General features: G+C 31.1%; 14 protein-coding genes and 2 tRNA genes. 11 read left to right on the forward strand and 5 right to left on the reverse strand.

Translation table 11 applies throughout. From position 1 onward, the window contains the following. The first annotated feature begins 6 nt into the window (after window positions 1-6). The 5 genes from AC34EU_RS00260 to AC34EU_RS00280 all read left to right on the forward strand — a co-directional run bounded on the left by AC34EU_RS00260 (window position 7) and on the right by AC34EU_RS00280 (window position 6,302). A complete protein-coding gene (locus tag AC34EU_RS00260) occupies window positions 7-2,655 on the forward strand; it encodes a DNA gyrase subunit A (protein ID WP_487532912.1) in 2,649 nt (882 codons plus the stop codon). Between the two features lie 31 nt (window positions 2,656-2,686). Continuing rightward, window positions 2,687-3,907: a tetratricopeptide repeat protein gene (locus tag AC34EU_RS00265; protein ID WP_487532913.1), complete on the forward strand. Its 1,221-nt coding sequence runs from the start codon at window positions 2,687-2,689 to the stop codon at window positions 3,905-3,907. Between the two features lie 114 nt (window positions 3,908-4,021). Continuing rightward, window positions 4,022-6,061, forward strand: a complete 2,040-nt coding sequence (locus tag AC34EU_RS00270; RefSeq protein ID WP_487532914.1) for an HD family phosphohydrolase — start codon at window positions 4,022-4,024, stop codon at window positions 6,059-6,061. 74 nt (window positions 6,062-6,135) lie between these two features. Continuing rightward, window positions 6,136-6,219: transfer RNA gene (locus tag AC34EU_RS00275), tRNA-Ser, on the forward strand. Between the two features lie 9 nt (window positions 6,220-6,228). Further along, a tRNA-Arg gene (locus AC34EU_RS00280) sits at window positions 6,229-6,302 on the forward strand. 188 nt (window positions 6,303-6,490) lie between these two features. Here the strand turns inward: AC34EU_RS00280 and AC34EU_RS00285 are convergent. After that, window positions 6,491-6,946: an Lrp/AsnC family transcriptional regulator gene (locus AC34EU_RS00285; RefSeq protein WP_487532915.1), complete on the reverse strand. Its 456-nt coding sequence runs from the start codon at window positions 6,944-6,946 to the stop codon at window positions 6,491-6,493. A gap of 152 nt (window positions 6,947-7,098) precedes the next feature. Between AC34EU_RS00285 and AC34EU_RS00290 the strand changes: the two genes are divergently transcribed. The 6 genes from AC34EU_RS00290 to AC34EU_RS00315 all read left to right on the forward strand — a co-directional run bounded on the left by AC34EU_RS00290 (window position 7,099) and on the right by AC34EU_RS00315 (window position 13,214). After that, window positions 7,099-8,226 (forward strand): histidine decarboxylase, encoded by a 1,128-nt coding sequence (locus AC34EU_RS00290; RefSeq protein WP_487532916.1) that lies wholly within the window; start codon window positions 7,099-7,101, stop codon window positions 8,224-8,226. A gap of 46 nt (window positions 8,227-8,272) precedes the next feature. Then, entirely contained in the window at window positions 8,273-9,142 is an 870-nt protein-coding gene (locus AC34EU_RS00295) for an alpha/beta fold hydrolase (protein ID WP_489667056.1), read from the forward strand. A 22-nt stretch (window positions 9,143-9,164) separates the two neighbouring features. After that, window positions 9,165-10,223, forward strand: a complete 1,059-nt coding sequence (locus tag AC34EU_RS00300; protein ID WP_487532918.1) for a tartrate dehydrogenase — start codon at window positions 9,165-9,167, stop codon at window positions 10,221-10,223. Window positions 10,224-10,653: 430 nt separating this feature from the next. Further along, window positions 10,654-11,766 (forward strand): alanine dehydrogenase, encoded by a 1,113-nt coding sequence (gene ald, locus AC34EU_RS00305; protein WP_487532919.1) that lies wholly within the window; start codon window positions 10,654-10,656, stop codon window positions 11,764-11,766. Between the two features lie 18 nt (window positions 11,767-11,784). Beyond that, on the forward strand, window positions 11,785-12,240 hold the full coding sequence (locus AC34EU_RS00310; RefSeq protein WP_487533050.1) for a DUF4442 domain-containing protein: 456 nt from the start codon (window positions 11,785-11,787) through the stop codon (window positions 12,238-12,240). Continuing rightward, window positions 12,240-13,214 carry an NAD(P)H-dependent flavin oxidoreductase gene (locus AC34EU_RS00315; protein WP_487532920.1) on the forward strand — a complete coding sequence of 325 codons (975 nt, stop codon included), beginning with the start codon at window positions 12,240-12,242 and terminating at the stop codon, window positions 13,212-13,214. Before AC34EU_RS00310 ends, AC34EU_RS00315 begins: the two co-directional genes overlap by 1 nt. A gap of 5 nt (window positions 13,215-13,219) precedes the next feature. On the opposite strand, the gene AC34EU_RS00320 is transcribed toward AC34EU_RS00315, so the two are convergent. The 4 genes from AC34EU_RS00320 to tsaD are packed head-to-tail and all read right to left on the reverse strand — an operon-like array spanning window position 13,220 to window position 17,377. Continuing rightward, window positions 13,220-14,518, reverse strand: a complete 1,299-nt coding sequence (locus tag AC34EU_RS00320) for a M20/M25/M40 family metallo-hydrolase (protein WP_487532921.1) — start codon at window positions 14,516-14,518, stop codon at window positions 13,220-13,222. A 1-nt stretch (window position 14,519) separates the two neighbouring features. Then, window positions 14,520-15,608, reverse strand: a complete 1,089-nt coding sequence (locus AC34EU_RS00325) for an AI-2E family transporter (RefSeq protein WP_487532922.1) — start codon at window positions 15,606-15,608, stop codon at window positions 14,520-14,522. Between the two features lie 28 nt (window positions 15,609-15,636). After that, window positions 15,637-16,353: a 16S rRNA (uracil(1498)-N(3))-methyltransferase gene (locus tag AC34EU_RS00330; RefSeq protein ID WP_487532923.1), complete on the reverse strand. Its 717-nt coding sequence runs from the start codon at window positions 16,351-16,353 to the stop codon at window positions 15,637-15,639. Between the two features lies 1 nt (window position 16,354). Next, the gene (gene tsaD, locus AC34EU_RS00335) at window positions 16,355-17,377 is read right to left on the reverse strand and encodes a tRNA (adenosine(37)-N6)-threonylcarbamoyltransferase complex transferase subunit TsaD (RefSeq protein WP_487532924.1); all 1,023 of its coding nucleotides are present in this window, start codon (window positions 17,375-17,377) and stop codon (window positions 16,355-16,357) included. Between the last annotated feature and the right edge of the window lie 17 nt (window positions 17,378-17,394).

Here is a 17,394-nt window from a genome sequence, read left to right on the forward strand (position 1 = left end):
CATAAAATGGCTTCAGAAGAAAAATTGATTCCAATCAATATTGAGGATGAAATGAAATCGGCTTACATAGATTATTCTATGTCTGTCATTGTGTCGCGAGCTCTGCCAGATGTTCGAGATGGTCTAAAGCCTGTTCATAGAAGAGTTCTTTATGGCATGCATGAATTAGGTATACGAGCAACAACTGGTTACAAAAAATCAGCTCGTATAGTTGGAGAAGTTCTGGGTAAATTCCATCCTCATGGTGACACTTCTGTTTATGACACTATGGTTCGTATGGCTCAAGAGTGGAGCTTGAGATACCTACTTGTTGATGGTCAAGGTAATTTTGGTTCTGTTGACGGTGATAGCCCTGCTGCAATGAGGTATACTGAGGCAAGAATGAAAAAAATGTCTGAGGATATGCTTGCAGATATTGAAAAAGACACTGTTGATCATCAACTCAATTTTGATGACACACTGAAGGAACCAACTGTTTTGCCAACCAGAATCCCTAATTTATTAGTTAATGGTGCTTCTGGAATTGCTGTGGGTATGGCCACTAATATGCCACCTCATAATTTAACTGAAATTATTAATGGTACCATCTTATTCATAAACAAAACTTTTATTGAAAAAACTGGTCTTTCTGAAGAAGTTGAGGTTGATGAAAACGAAGCTATTGATTCATTAATAGAAAAAGTGACAACTGAAAACTATTCTCCTACAAAAGAAGAAATCATTTCAGAGCAGAAACTTTTAAAAATAAACAAACAAAACAAAAGTGACATAGATGCTCTAATGCAACATGTTAAAGCCCCTGATTTCCCAACTGGAGGTGTTATATATGGTTATGAGGGAGTACGTGATGCATTTCACACAGGACGAGGTAGAATAGTTGTAAGAGCTAAGGCGATAATTGAGGAAGTTAATGGTAGAGAATGTATTATAGTTACTGAGATTCCATTTCAAGTAAATAAGGCTGAAATGATTAAAAAAACAGCTGAATTAGTTAATGATAAAAAAATAGAGGGAATTTCTAATATCAGAGATGAATCTGACAGAAAAGGTATGCGGGTTGTATACATTCTAAAACGTGACGCTATTCCTAATATAGTTTTAAATAAACTATATAAGTATACTGCTTTGCAATCCTCTTTTAGTGTAAACAATATAGCTCTTGTTAAAGGAAGACCTCAGATGTTAAATCTAAAGGACATGATTTTGCATTTTGTAGATCATCGACATGAGGTTGTTGTTAGAAGGACAAAGTTTGAATTGAAAAAGGCTGAGGAACGTTCACATGTTTTAGAGGGTTTGATAATAGCTTCAGATAACATTGATGAAGTAATAGCTCTTATAAGAGGATCAAAAAGTCCAGATGAAGCTAGGGAGAAACTCAAGAATAAATTTAAATTATCTGAAATTCAAGCTAAGGCCATAGTTGAAATGAGGCTTCGACAACTCACGGGACTAGAACAAGATAAATTACGTTCTGAATTTGATGAGCTACAAAAAATGATTACTGGTTTAAATAACATACTTGACGACAAAGATCTTCGAATGGAGATCATTAAAACTGAACTTGAAGAAGTAAAGGAAAAGTATGGAGATGATAGGCGTTCAGAAATTGAATATGCTGGAGGAAATTTCAGTATTGAAGATATGATACCTGATGAAAAAGTAGTCATTACAATATCCCATGCTGGTTATATTAAAAGAACTCCATTATCTGAATATAAAACACAAAATAGAGGCGGTGTTGGACAAAAAGCTTCTACAACAAGAAATGAAGATTTTTTAGAAAATCTTTTTGTAGGGACTAACCATCAATATATGTTGTTTTTTACTCAAAAGGGTAAATGTTTTTGGATGCGTGTATATGAAATACCAGAAGGATCAAAAACATCTAAAGGAAGAGCCATGCAAAACCTTGTAAGCATTGAGCAAGATGATAAGGTTAAAGCGTTTATTTGTACTCAAGATCTTAAAGATGAAGCCTATATAAATAGTCATTATGTTATCATGGCTACAAAGAAGGGTCAAGTTAAAAAAACATCTTTAGAAAAGTACTCTAGGCCAAGAGCAAATGGTATTAATGCAATAACTATAAAAGAAGGAGATGAACTATTAGAAGCAAAATTAACTAATGGTTCTAGTCAAATTGTTTTAGCCGTTAAGTCAGGTAAAGCAATAAGATTTGAAGAAAGTAAAACTAGGCCAATGGGAAGAGGTGCTTCTGGTGTTCGAGGAATTAGGCTTAAGAATGAAATGGATGAGGTTGTAGGAATGATTTCTGTTAATGACATGGACACTAGCGTTCTAGTTGTTTCTGAAAATGGTTATGGAAAAAGATCTAGTTTGGACGATTATAGGATTACTAATAGAGGAGGTAAAGGAGTAAAAACTATTTCTATCACAGAAAAAACTGGAGATTTAGTTTCTATTAAAGATGTAACTGATTCAGATGATTTAATGATTATTAATAAATCTGGTATAGCAATAAGAATGGAAGTCTTAAATCTTAGAGTAATGGGTAGAGCAACTCAAGGTGTAAAACTCATTAATTTAAAAGGTCGTGATCAAATTGCAGCTGTGGCAAAAGTTATGAAAGATGATGATGCTATTGAAGATTTAGATAATATTGATATAAGTGAAGGTCCTATAATTGAATAAAATCTATTAATTTTACAAAAAATAATAAGTAATGAAAAAAATAACAACTGTTTTTTTTGTATTAGTAAGTATTACAATTTTTGCTCAAAAAAAACAATATAAATCGGCTGAAAAAGCATTTAAAAAAGGGGATGTTAGCTTATCATATTCAATAATTTCTGATAATGTTGCTCTTTTTGATAGTGCAGATGATAAAATAAAAAATCAAGTAAAGTTTTTGTCTGCAAGGATTGATCATCATAACAAAAACTTTTCGTTGGCTCTTAAAAGTTATAAGGCATTAAAAGATAATCCTAATTTTAAAGTCTTAGTAGAAGAGCGTTTAAAAGTGTTATCCGGGGATATTATTACTGCAGCTATTGAAGAAAGTGAAGCAAAAGAATTTATTGAATCTTCAAAAAAATTATATATGGCTTATACCATTGATAATGATGCTGGCATGGATTTTCTTTATTATGCTTCACAAAATGCGATTAATGGTCTAGATTATAATATGGCTTTAGACTATTTATTACAATTAAAAGAAAAGCAATATTCAGGTTCTGTTACAAATTATTTTGCAAAAGAAGTTGCCACAGGAAATGAAATCCCTGTAGATGCAACTCAATATAAATTTTTTCAAAAATCCGATGAATATTCTGATTTTAGAGAAGAAGAAACACCTTCCAAATATCCGGAAATTGTTAAGAATATTGCTTTAATATATGCTAAGCAAGATAAGACTGATAAAGCTCTTGAAGCTGTAAAGGAAGCGCGTTTAGCAAACCCAGAGGATTTAAACTTAATACTTACTGCTGCTGAAATTTATATCGAATTAGGTGAAAAGGAGAAATTTAAAGAATTAATATCTCAAGCTATTGAAAAGGATCCAAACAACGCAATATTATACTTCAACTTAGGCGTAGTAAATAATGATCTTGGTGATAGTGAATCAGCTAGAGGATTTTATGAAAAAGCTATTGAAATTGATCCTAGTTATGAGACTGCTTATTTTAATTTAACATCACTAATCTTATCTGGAGAATCTGCAATTGTAGACGAAATGAATTCGTTAGGTACTTCAAGAGCTGATAATGCAAGGTATGATACTTTGAAATCAAATAGACAGGCTTTATATTTAGAATGTGTTCCATTTCTCAATAAACTAATAGATCTAAATAAAAATGTTGAAGCAATTCAAACATTAATGAACATATATGGAACAATTGGAGATAATGTCGGTTACATGAAAATGAAAAAATTACTTGAGTAAATTAAATTTTAATATTTTTAAATAATAATTAAACTCCTTTTGTTTCTTAAAGGAGTTTTTTATCTTATTTAAGAGAGTTAAATACATTTAGTATTTTTAAAACAAATAAATAGTTTGAAAAATTTATACAGTTATTTTATTTTAAAACAATCACTGTTTTATAAATTACTTCTCTTTATAAGCTGTAGTGTTTTTGTAGTTTACATTTTTCCCCGAGGAGGGCAATTTAAGTATGAGTATCAAAAAGGAAAAATATGGCAACATCCTACACTATACGCTCCCTTTAATTTTACTATTCTAAAATCTGAACAAGAGCTTGCTGAGGAAAAACAAACTATTGAGATTCAACAACCTAAATATTATAGATATGACTCATCTATTTATGAGAATGTTATTTTAAAATATAATGAGAAGTTCAAGTTGGTTTTTTTAGAGAATAAATCAAGTGATCAATTGATTTTATTTGGAAGAGAATTAATTAATGAAATTTATAAATACGGGGTTTTACCCATTAATTTCCAATCAAATAATAAAAATTTATATCTGATTAAAAATACAGAAGAAACTTCTTTAAGTTTTGATCAGCTTTTTAGACTAAAAAATCTAAATGAATTTATTTTGGAAGAGACCAGCACCTCTTCTTTAAATGAATATAATGATCAATACTATAATCTTTTCTTTGATTTGATTCAGCCAAATATATTTTTAGATGAAGGCTTTACAAAGCAAGCCTTACAAGCATCATTAGGTGATATTTCTCCTACAAGAGATTATATTCGAGAAGGAAAACTCATAATTGCCCAAGGTGAAATTGCAGAGGGAGAGAATTTCCTTCAGTTAGAATCACTAAAGAAAGAATACATGTCTTTAAACATTTCTTCTAGACAAGAGTACACAATTATATTCGGGTATTCAATTTTGATTAGCTCTGTGTTTTTAATGCTTTTTTTATTCATTAAAAACTACAGGCCTGAGATTTATCAGAATAATAAAGATTTAACTTTTATCGTTTTTAATATTCTTTTTTTATTAGGTTTTACAACTTTGATATTGAGTTTTAATGGTGACTTTTATTATGCAATACCATTATGCATTCTCCCTATTACTATAAAGACATTTTATGATGCAAGGCTGGGCCTTTTTGCTCATGTTCTAACAGTTTTACTATTAGGTTTTGTAGTTCCTAATGGGTTTGAATTTGTGTTTCTTCAAATTATTGCGGGAATGGTAATTATTCAAACACAAACTGAGTTACATAAAAGAGCAAGTATTTTTATCTCAGTTAGCCAAATAGTACTTGTTTATTTGTTGGGTTATTTTTCTTTCTCAATAATACATGAAGGAAGCTTCAATTCTCTAAATATTAATATTATAGTATATTTTATAATTAATGGCTTGCTTACTCTTTTTGTTCAGCCATTAATTTATGTATTTGAAAAATTATTTGGTTTAGTTTCAGACATTACATTACTTGAGTTTTCTGATACAAATTCAAAATTATTGAAACAACTATCTGAAAAAGCTCCCGGAACTTTTAATCATTCATTACAAGTTGCAAATCTAGCTGAAGCCGCTGCAAACGAAATAGGAGCAAATAGTCTATTAGTTAGAGTAGGGAGCTTATATCATGATATTGGAAAGATTAATGCTCCTACTTTTTATTCAGAAAATCAAAATTCACCTGTCTCTCCTCATGACGATTTGACTCCTGAACAGAGTGCTGAAATAATTATTAATCATGTAAATGAGGGGATTAAAATTGCTAAAAAAAATAATATTCCAGATAGAGTCATTGACTTTATTAGAACTCATCATGGTACAAATACAGTCTATTATTTTTATCAAAAGGCAATAGAACAATATGGTAAGGATAATGTGAATGTGAAAAGTTTTAAATATACGGGACCAACACCCTTTTCAAAAGAAACTGCAATTTTAATGATGGCTGATTCTGTAGAAGCTGCCTCTAAAAGTTTAAGAACTCCAACGTTTGAAAAAATCCAAGACTTTGTAAATCAAATAATTGATAATCATATGTTTGGTAAACAGTTTGAATATTCAAATATTACTTTATACGAAATTGAACTTGTTAAAAAAGTATTAATTAAAAGATTGGTAAATATTTATCATTTGAGAATTGAATATCCTGAGTGATGTTTTATTAAAAAACATTTGTTGTTATCAGCTTAAACTTTAGATTTGCAAAATCTTTATCACATCCTAAATAAGGAGGGGTGCCAGAGTGGTAATGGAGCAGTTTGCTAAACTGTCAACGGGCAACCGTTGCCAGGGTTCGAATCCCTGTCCCTCCGCAATATAAAGGTCGCGTAGCTCAGCTGGATAGAGCATCTGCCTTCTAAGCAGACGGTCACAGGTTCGAATCCTGTCGCGATCACAACAAAGATCCGTAAAGTGTTTAATTATAATACTTTACGGATTTTTTCATTTTTATGTGGGTCGATATGTGGGTCGTAAGTAGAAAGTTAGCGTCAAAATATATGGCTGATTCTAGCAATTCGATCATGTGTTTTTCAAGAATTAATACCTTTGATACTTGAAGAACTGTTGAAAAAGAAGCTAAATTTATTGCAAATCAAATGCGGTAGTTTCTTTAATTATATCGACAGAAACAGAAGAACGGATTTTAGAAATTCCTTCAATAGAGGCTAGTTTCTTGTTAATAAAATTGTGGAGGTCTGAAATAGTATTTACAGTAATTTTTATGATATAGTCATAATCGCCTGTAACTTGGTAACATTCCATAACTTCGGGTAAATTACTAATGTTATTTCTAAAATTATTCAATTTTTTTATGCTGTGTATTGCTAAAGATATTTGGCAAAAAGCGATTACCTGTTTACCAACCTTATCTAGATCCAAAAGTGCTACATAGGATTTAATCACACCTTGTTTTTCAAACTTTTTTATTCGTTCATAAGTAGGTGTAATACTTAAACCAACCCTATTAGCAATTTCTTTGGTATTAAGCTTTGAGTTGCGTTGCAATTGATACAAAATAGCCTTATCGATTTTATCCATTTTAGATTTTAATGTTAAGCAAAGATATTTTTTTATTAAAAAAAAGATTTAATTTCTATTATTTCAAATATAATAAATTTATTTTCTAAATAATATATATATTATAAAATATAAAACCATATTTATTAAATTTATAGAATAATATATTTAATATGAAAACTGGTTTTACGAATCGAAAGAGTTTAAAGAAATTAATGAATGCCCTAAAAAACGCTAATGAACTCATGATAGGTTACCCTGTAGCCAAAGATTTTGATTTTTCTGAGCTATACCCTTCATTAAAATATGTAATTAACAATGTGGGTGACCCTTTTATAGAAAGCACATATAAGGTACAAACCCATAAAACTGAAAGAAAAGTTATTGATTTCTTTGCTCAATTGCTTCGTGCTAATCCAAAAGATTATTGGGGATATGTAACCACAGGTGGTTCCGAAGGAAACCTATACGGTCTTTACGTGGCAAGAGAACGCTACCCAAATGCAATGGTATATTATTCAGAAACAACCCATTACAGTATTAAGAAGAACATACATCTTCTAAATATTCCCAGTATCGTTATTAGATCTCAAGAAAACGGGGAAATCGATTACGAAGATTTACAAAATACCCTTCTAAACAATAGACATATTCCACCTATTATCATGGCCAATTTTGGTACAACAATGAAAGAAGCTAAAGATGATGTATCTAAAATAAAGTCGATTTTAAAAATATTAGCTATAAAAAGTTTTCATATCCACTTAGATGGTGCATTGTCAGCTTCTTATGGGAATTTTATTGAGCCTAGAATACCATATGATTTACAAGATGGGACAGATAGTATTTCACTTAGCGGACACAAATTTATTGGGTCACCTTTTCCTTGTGGGATAGTGATTACAAAGCGTTCTTTTAGGGATCGCATTGCAAATGATGTTGCCTACATTGGCTCCTTAGATACAACAATTGCAGGTTCACGTAATGGTCATGCAGTATTATTTATGTGGTATGCAATAAATAAAATGGGAGTTGAAGGCTTACGTAAACGTTATGAGGATAGTTTAAAAATGGCGTCATATTGTAAGGAAGAATTAAAAAAATCAGGAATCAGTGCTTGGTCGAATCCTGGAGCTATAACGATTGTTTTCCCGAAAACTTCAGAAAAACTAACACATAAATGGGGATTGGCAGCTGAAGGAGATATTACCCATATTATTTGTATGCCAAGCATTTCAAAAGAGCAAATTGATAATTTTATCATTGACCTACTAGAAGAAAAAAATGTTAATATTTCTTAGATTAAAGATTAACTTTTTAAATTATATTCATTAAAATTTATGATTAATGTTTCAAAATTTTAAAAAACAAATATTTTCTTATAACTCCATTTCAATTAATTATGTGATGGGGGGGTCAGGCCCTCCATTATTATTGCTGCATGGATATCCTCAGACTTATTTTATTTGGCATAAAATAGCATCTGAATTGAGTAAAAAATATACAGTTGTAGCCAGTGATCTCAGAGGTTACGGTGACAGCAGTAAACCTAACTCAGATAAAAAGCATGAATCTTATTCCAAGAGAGCAATGGCTAAAGACCAAGTAAAATTAATGAAGCATTTAGGTTTTGATAGTTTTTTAGTGGCTGGACATGACAGAGGAGGGAGAGTGGGACATCGCATGGCATTAGATTACTCAGGCGTTGTGGAAAAATTAGTAGTGATGGATATTGCACCGACCTATACTATGTACAAAACAACTGATATGGATTTTGCAAAGTCTTATTATCATTGGTTTTTTTTAATTCAACCCGCAAATATTCCAGAAAAGATGATAGGAGCAGACCCTGAATTTTATTTAAATAAAAAAATTAGACAATGGGGAAAAGATAGCGATGCATTCACAAAAACTGCATTTTCTGAATATCTTCGCTGTTTTACACCGGAGACAATCAGAGCAAGCTGTGAAGATTATCGTGCTTCGGCTTCCATTGACTTAGAACATGATCAAATTGACATAGACAATAATCATAAAATAACTTGTCCGATCATCGTTATTTGGGGGGCTAAGGGTTATGTTGGAAATAAATACGATATTGTTGCTGAATGGAAAAAATTTGCAACAGAGGTAGTTGGATACGGTCTACCTTGCGGTCATTATTTACCAGAGGAAGCACCAAATGAAACTTTGGATGCATTAGTCTCTTTTCTTTAGTTTAAAATTAAAAGATGAATAAATGAATACATATCAAATTGCTACTATTCCTGGAGACGGAATAGGCAAAGAAGTAGTTCCGGAATCAGTAAAAGTTTTAGATATAGTTGCTGCTAAATGTGGCTTTAAATTAAAATATAAAAATTACAACTATTCCTGTGAATATTTTAAGTTACATGGAAAAATGATGCCAGAAAATGGTTTAGATAGATTAAGGGACAGTGATGGTATTTTTTTAGGGGCAGTTGGCTATCCAGGAGTGCCTGACCATATATCATTATGGGGCTTGTTAATTCCAATCAGACGAAATTTTCAACAATATGTTAATTTAAGACCTGTTAAGCTATTAAAAGGAATAGAATCCCCTTTAAAAGCCCCAGGAATAATAGACTTTTATATTGTTCGAGAAAATAATGAAGGAGAATATTCATCTATTGGAGGGCGATTAAATGAAGGGTCACCTCATGAATTAGTAGTTCAGGAAAGTATCTTCACAAGAAGAGGTGTAGATCGAGTTATGAAGTATGCCTTTGAACTTGCGAGCAAAAGAGATTTTAAATTAACTAGCGCAACTAAATCTAATGGTATAATCCATACTATGCCTTATTGGGACGAAAGATTCAAGGCAATGAGTAAAAATTATCCTAAAGTAGCGATTGATCAATTTCATATTGATATACTAGCAGCACATTTTGTTCAGAATCCTGACAGGTTTGATGTGGTTGTGGCAAGTAATTTATTCGGTGATATATTATCAGACCTTGGACCTGCTGTGGTAGGTGGAATGGGTATTGCTCCAGGCGCTAATATTAATCCAGAAAAAGAGTTCCCAAGCATGTTTGAGCCTGTTCATGGAAGTGCCCCTGATATAGCAGGAAAAAAATTAGCAAATCCAATTGCTTGTATTTGGACCGCTTCGATGATGTTAGATCATTTAGGAGAAATAGAAGGAGCTAAATTAATAGTAAATGCAATTGAAGAAATTATTTCAAGTGGTAAGGTTCTAACTAAAGATTTAGGTGGAAATGCCAATACTGAGGGAGTTACTAATGCAATTATTGAAAAAATAAAAAGGCTTTGATTATTTTCTTTTAGTATGTGATAAAAAAAACATAAGTGGGTCGATATGTGGGTCGAAACTATTGATTAAATATGTATTTATTTGCTTATTTATGACAACAATACCGCCAAAACATACAGAATTGATCAGTATTTAACAAAATGGCCGAAAGCTGTCGCGATCAAATCAAAACTTACCTTAATAGTCAGGGTTTTTTGTTAAATAGCTGTTTTTACATATTATTTTAATTTAAGAAAATCCTATTTATAAACTTCAGAATAAAATTCATCTACTTGTCTTACTTCTTTTATTATAGTATTCATTCTCAACAATGTGAAGAAATGGTTAATAAGATTTATTATTTTTTTATAGTATAAATCTTGATTGATTTCTTTTACTTTATTTTAATAATCTTTTAAATTTTTATATACTTTTACATCAAATTTATTCTATGAAAATAGGTGTCCCCAAAGAAATCAAACCTCAAGAAGCTCGTGTTGGATTGACACCATCTGGAGCAGCAACTTTAGTTTCGGACAGTAATGAAGTTTTTATTCAAAAAAGTGCTGGAATTGATAGTGGTTTTTCAGATGAAGAATATATTGCAGCAGGCTGCAATATATTAAGTTCAATACAGGAAATATACTCTATTGCCGATATGATAGTTAAAGTAAAAGAACCATTAAAACCTGAATATTCTTTGATTAAACCAAATCAATTAATATTTACATATTTTCATTTTGCTTCAAGTGAAACTCTTACTAAGGCCATGATCAAAAGTAAAGCAATTTGTATTGCTTATGAAACTGTAGAAAAAAATAAAGGCTTACCACTTTTAGTTCCCATGTCTGAAGTTGCTGGAAGAATGGCAACTCAACAAGGAGCTAAATATTTAGAAAAGCCTCAAGGAGGGTTAGGGATTCTTTTAGGAGGAGTTCCTGGTGTTGCTCCAGCTAATGTTTTAATATTGGGAGGAGGTGTAGCTGGAACAGAAGCTGCGAGAATGGCTGCTGGATTGGGAGCCAACGTTACATTGTTAGACACTAATTTAGATAGACTAAAATTGTTGGGTGATGTTCTTCCTCCAAATGTAACCATACTTTATTCAGATTCATCTACAATAAGTAAACATATTAAAACTTCACATTTGATTATTGGAACAGTTTTAATTCCAGGTGCGAAGGCTCCAAAATTAATCACTAAAGAAATGCTAAATGATATGCAAAAAGGGGCTGTACTTGTAGATGTTGCTATTGATCAAGGTGGTTGCTTTGAGACAAGTATTCCAACAACTCACGACAAGCCTATTAATACTATTAATGGTATAGTTCATTATGCGGTAACAAATATGCCTGGAGCGGTTCCAAACACATCCACAAAAGCTTTAACAAATGCTACTATCTCATATACTCGAGAATTAGCTTCCAAGGGATGGAAAAAGGCATGTATTGAAAACTCTTATTTAGTTAAAGGTTTAAATATTGTTAGTGGAAAAGTTGTGTATAAAGAGGTAGCAGAATCATTTTCACTACCCTTTGAGTCAGTTGACAATTTTTTGAATTAAAATTGATTATATTTGACTGTGAAAGTTACCCCAACTCGCTTCAATCTTTTTATGTTTTTTAAACTTCCCTCTGCATGGTGGTCCGGAGTAAGATTGTATGAAATAAACTCAGATAAATGTATTGTTAAAGTTAAGCACAGATGGATTAATCAAAACCCGTTCAATTCAATGTTTTGGGCAGTTCAGGGAATGGCAGCTGAAATGACTACGGGAGCTTTTTTAACTCGTGAAATTAATTCAAGTGGTCATAACATATCTATGTTGGTGGCTAACAATACTGCTAAATTTACTAAAAAAGCAACAGGTCAAATTCGCTTTGTTTGTGATCAAGGACTAGAAGTAAAAAAACTTATTGAAAAAGCTATCACTACAGGTGATGGTCAAACCCTATGGATTGATTCTAAAGGATACAATGAAGATAGCACGCTTGTTTCTCATTTCTCCTTTGAATGGTCTGTTAAACTTAGAAAATAATGAAACCATCTTTTTTTAATGATTTATCTATACCGGTAATTGCGGCGCCATTGTTTTTAATTTCAGGTCCAAAATTAGTTATAGCTTGTTGTAAAAGTGGAGTAGTTGGAACAATCCCTGCTCTAAACCATAGAACAACCGAAGGGTTTGAACAATGGGTGATTCAAATTAAAGAAGAACTTGAAGTTTTTGAAAAAGAAACTGGAAAAAAAGCGGCTCCTTTTGGTGTAAATTTGATTGTTCACGCAACAAATATGAGAGTTCAGGCTGACTTGGCAGTTTGTGTAAAGCATAAAGTTCCCATAATTATTACCTCTTTAGGTGCTGTTCCTGAATTAGTCAATACTGTTCATGGTTATGGTGGTTTAGTTTACCATGATGTAATAAAAAAACGTCATGCCGAAAAGGCTTCAGAGGCTGGTGTAGACGGACTTATTTTGGTAGCTGCTGGAGCTGGAGGTCATGCAGGAACTCTTCACCCAATTCCTTTGATAAATGAAATACGTAGTTTCTTTAATAAAACCATTATATTATCAGGGTGTTTAAGCTCTGGAAAAGATATAGCTAGTGCTTTACAAATGGGTGCAGACTTTGCTTACATGGGAACTAGATTTATTAATGTTACTGAAAGTAATGCAAGTGAAGATTATCGACAAATGATTATTGATAGTTCTGCTGAAGACATAGTCTATACTGCGGCAGTATCTGGAGTTCATGGTAGTTTTTTAAAACCAAGTTTAGAGGCAATGGGTATTACTGAAGATCAATGGATAAAATCTAAAAAAGTTGATTTTGGAAGTGAATTAGATGTAGCTAAAGCAGAAGCTCAAGCCTGGAAAACTATTTGGTCTGCAGGTCAGGGAGTTACAGCTATTAACGATGTCCAAACTACAGATTCTTTAGTAACTCAACTTAAGGTTCAATTTGAATCTTCAATTAAAGAGCAAATAAAGTTACTTGAAATATTTAAGTAGAACTTTTATTTAGTATTAATCAATCGGTAAATAAATATAGCCGTTCTTGATGTCAGAGCTTCCATTGTTTTAAGGTTTACAGTTTCCTGTGGAGTATGAGCCCCTTCACCCATTGTCCCGAGTCCATCTAAAGCATCAACATAATCTGCAACAAAAGAGACGTCTGCAGCTCCTCTTTTTCCTGGATCATATGGAAGTACTTCACCTTGATTAAGTGATAGACTTACATCACTTAACTTTTTTAAAAGGTTTATATTTCCCTTTGTTGGTCCCATTGCAGGATAACTATCGGTAAAAGATATTGTTGTTGATGTATGAGGCAATGATTCACTGACAATTAATGTCATTTTATCTCTAGCACGCTTTTTTTGTTCTTCAGAAATAAAACGTAAACCTCCATTTACTTTTGCAACTTGTGCAATTACATTAGTTTTTCCAAAAACAACACCTTCACTTTTTTTATTATCATAATCTACAAAAGTTCCACCCATTAAATTTCCTGGATTAAAAGTTAATAACTCTTCACCTCGAACTTTCTCGTAAAACTGACTTAAAACTCGACTAATTTCAAAAACAGCTCCTGCTCCAACAGATTCTCTAAAAATTCCTGATGAATGAGCTCTTTTACCTGTAGATGTAACACTCCAACCTGACGCACCTCTTCTTGCAATAGTTGCATTGTTATACCCTGTTGAGTTTTCAAAACCCAATGCAATATCACTATTTTTTGCAGATTCAATTAAATCTTTTCTTGATATACTTAATGGTTTCCCTGTACTCTCTTCATCTCCTGTCATAGCTATTGTTATAGTACAATTATTTAGTAATTTTAAATCATGTAAAGCTTTAAGAGCATAAAGCATAACTACGTTTCCGCCCTTCATGTCATTGCCTCCAGGAGCATATGCAATTGTATCTTTTCTTTCAAAAGTTTGAAAAGGACTATTCTCTTCAAATACTGTATCTAAATGTCCAATAAGAAGAAGTTTTTTCCCTTTAACCCCTTTTTTAAATGCAAACAGGTGACCGGCTCTATTCATTTCCTTAGGCATTTCAATCCACTCAGTAGAGAAATTTAAATCATCAAAAGCATCACTAAAAACATTCCCAACCATTTTAACACCTTTTGTATTTAAAGTTCCGCTATTAATGTTTACAACTTTTTCTAAAAAAATAATTGCATCTTGTTGATTTACATTTACTTGCTTTAATATTTTTTTTTCTAGTCTAGAAAGTTTTGTTTGACTAAAGCAAATAAATTGAGTTAAGAATAGTGTAAAAAATAAAATATTTTTGAATAACATATTATAAGTTTTTTGTTAATGATTTTACAATTTTATTTTCTTCAAAAAATGTTTGAAGCATAACCTTTATTGACGTGTATGCTGGAACAGCAACAATTAATCCTATTGTTCCAAAAAGAGTTCCAGTAGCTATAATTATTATAAAAATTTCTAATGGATGAGATTTTACAGATTTTGAAAATATGTATGGTTGACTAAAAAAATTATCAATTACTTGTCCAAAAGCAAAACCTAAAAGCACATAAGTTGTTTTTGGAAGAATAACTTCTGTAAAAGATGCATCAATAAAACTTGTCATAGTTAGAGCACTAATTAAAAAGGCTCCAATTATAGGTCCTAAATAAGGAATTAAATTTAGTAAAGCACATAAGAAAGCGATTATAAAAGCATTTGAAACTCCAAATATTAGTAATACTGAAGTATATATTATTAATAAAATAATTATCTGAAAAACGAGTCCAATAAAATATCTAGAAAGTAGGTCTTTAATTTTCTCAAGAGCTATTTTGAATTTTGATTCTTGATCGTCTCTTATGAAAATTAGAGCTGTTTTTTCTAAAATATTACTATCCTTAAGAAGAAAGAAACTGGCAAAAATTATTGAGAAAAGTCCAATTGTAAAATTACTTAAAGTTCCAATAAATCCATTTAAAATATTCGGAATACTACTAAATCCAATATTAGAAAATATATTATTTGAAATTGTATTTTTATTTAAAATTGAATTATTCCAGCCAATAAAATCATTTATTTGTGAGCTTAAAAATATAAACTTATTTTCAAGTTCTTCAACATCTAACAAAGACAAACTATCTCCTTGTTTTAATATTAAAGGAACAAATAATGAAAACACACCAATAATTAATGTAATAAAAAATAGAAGAGTAAATGAAGCAGCCCATAGAGGTGGAAATTTTAATTTTTTTTCTAAAAACAAAACTATTGGCCTTCCTAGCAATGCTAAAACTGCTGCAATAGCTAGGTGAATAATTAATTCATTTAGAGTGTAAAGTAAATAAACTCCCAATAAAATAATTAAAACTTTATAAATAGCAATTAAAATTCCTTTAGCAATATTATTAGATTCCATGTATATAAAGATATAAAACTACTGTAACTTATTTATTTTGTAGATAAGAAAGTATTGAAACAGTTTGTGTTACATAAAGTGCGGCTGTTTCAGTTCTCAGTCTTTGCATACCTAAGCTAATAGGTGAGTAGTTTTTTAAGATGGCTGCTTTTATTTCATTTTTGCTAAAATCCCCTTCTGGTCCAATTAAAACTATTAGTGGTTTAAATTCTAAAGAAAGATTAGCAATATGATTTTTATTTAGGTCGTCACAGTGAGCAATAAGTTTTTGATGAACACTATTTTTTAATAAAAATTTTTTGTAGAAAATTAGATCTTCTATCTCCGGTAAATAAAATTGTTTAGATTGTTTCATTGCACTAATTGCAATTTTTTGAAAACGGTTTAAATTAATTTTTTTTCTTTCGCTATTTTCTGTTTTTATAAAATGAATTTTTGTGATACCAATTTCTGTTGCCTTTTCAATAAACCACTCCATTCTATCATTACTTTTAGTCGGTGCGATAGCTATTTCGAGTCCGTAACGGGTGTCATTAGTCTTGGTGGCTTCAATTTTTTTAACTTCTGTATTTTTATTTCCTACTTGAGTTAATTCCCCTTTCCATTTTAAACCTTTTCCATTTGTAACTGTAATATTGTCACCAGGAACTTTTCTTAAAACTTTATAAATATGCTTGCTTTCTTCTGGTGAAAAAATAAAAGCGTCAGTTTCTAAATGAATTTTTGAATTGTAAAATAAACTCATTTTAAAATGACATTCTTGGATTAGCAACTGATGATAAATCACTAAATTTTTTATTTAAAAACTTATAGTAGCCTGCAACTCCTACCATTGCAGCATTGTCAGTTGTGAATTCAATAGAAGGAAGGTAAATACTCCATCCATTATTTTTTTCTTTTTTTCTTAAAAAATTTCGTATTTCGCTATTAGCAGAAACTCCTCCTCCAATTACTACAGAGCTTATATTAGTTTTCTGTACAGCCATTTCTATCTTTTGAGTTATAATTTTTATTAAAGTTAATTGGATACTACTACAAAGATCGTTAAGATTTTCATCAATAAATTTAGAGTTTTTATTCTTCTCTTTTTCTATAAAGTTTATAAAGGCAGTTTTACACCCACTATAGCTAACATTTAATTCTTTCACTTTAGGAACAGGAAATGTGAATTTTTCAGAATTCCCATTTTTTGATAATTGATCAATTAATGGTCCAGAGGGATAATCAAGACCCATTTTTTTTCCACATTTATCAAAAGCTTCTCCTATAGCATCATCAATAGAAGTACCAATAATTTCCATATTAAAATGATTTTTAACAATCATGATTTGAGTATGACCTCCAGAGACATTAACACCTATGAATGGAAAACTTGGAAGCTTTTGGTGTTTATTGTCAATGAAATGAGCTAAAATATGAGCTTGCATATGATTAATTCCAATTAATGGAATATTTAAACCCATTGCCATGGATTTTGCAAAACTATTTCCAACAAGTAATGATCCTAATAGACCTGGACCTTGTGTGTAAGCTATTGCGCTTAATTGATTTTGTTTTACTTCTGCTCGTTTTAGAGCTTGTTCAACAACAGGGATTATATTTGCTTGATGTGCTCTTGAAGCTAATTCAGGAACAACTCCACCATATTGACTATGAATTTCTTGGTTGGTTATACAATTTGACAGAACTTTGTTGTGATTTAAAACTGCAGCAGCAGTGTCATCACATGAAGATTCAATTCCTAAAATGTAGCACGGTTTTTGTTTCATAAATGAAATAGTAACTT

It is taken from the genome of Candidatus Marivariicella framensis, assembly GCF_982709265.1.

Coding starts and splice junctions, on each gene's coding strand:
- AC34EU_RS00285 (WP_487532915.1), bottom strand. CDS start 6,946: ATGGATAAAATCGATAAGGCTATTTTGTATCAATTGCAACGCAACTCA.
- ald (WP_487532919.1), top strand. CDS start 10,654: ATGAAAATAGGTGTCCCCAAAGAAATCAAACCTCAAGAAGCTCGTGTT.
- AC34EU_RS00330 (WP_487532923.1), bottom strand. CDS start 16,353: ATGAGTTTATTTTACAATTCAAAAATTCATTTAGAAACTGACGCTTTT.
- tsaD (WP_487532924.1), bottom strand. CDS start 17,377: ATGAAACAAAAACCGTGCTACATTTTAGGAATTGAATCTTCATGTGAT.
- AC34EU_RS00295 (WP_489667056.1), top strand. CDS start 8,273: ATGTTTCAAAATTTTAAAAAACAAATATTTTCTTATAACTCCATTTCA.
- AC34EU_RS00290 (WP_487532916.1), top strand. CDS start 7,099: ATGAAAACTGGTTTTACGAATCGAAAGAGTTTAAAGAAATTAATGAAT.
- AC34EU_RS00315 (WP_487532920.1), top strand. CDS start 12,240: ATGAAACCATCTTTTTTTAATGATTTATCTATACCGGTAATTGCGGCG.
- AC34EU_RS00325 (WP_487532922.1), bottom strand. CDS start 15,608: ATGGAATCTAATAATATTGCTAAAGGAATTTTAATTGCTATTTATAAA.
- AC34EU_RS00260 (WP_487532912.1), top strand. CDS start 7: ATGGCTTCAGAAGAAAAATTGATTCCAATCAATATTGAGGATGAAATG.
- AC34EU_RS00320 (WP_487532921.1), bottom strand. CDS start 14,518: ATGTTATTCAAAAATATTTTATTTTTTACACTATTCTTAACTCAATTT.
- AC34EU_RS00265 (WP_487532913.1), top strand. CDS start 2,687: ATGAAAAAAATAACAACTGTTTTTTTTGTATTAGTAAGTATTACAATT.
- AC34EU_RS00300 (WP_487532918.1), top strand. CDS start 9,165: ATGAATACATATCAAATTGCTACTATTCCTGGAGACGGAATAGGCAAA.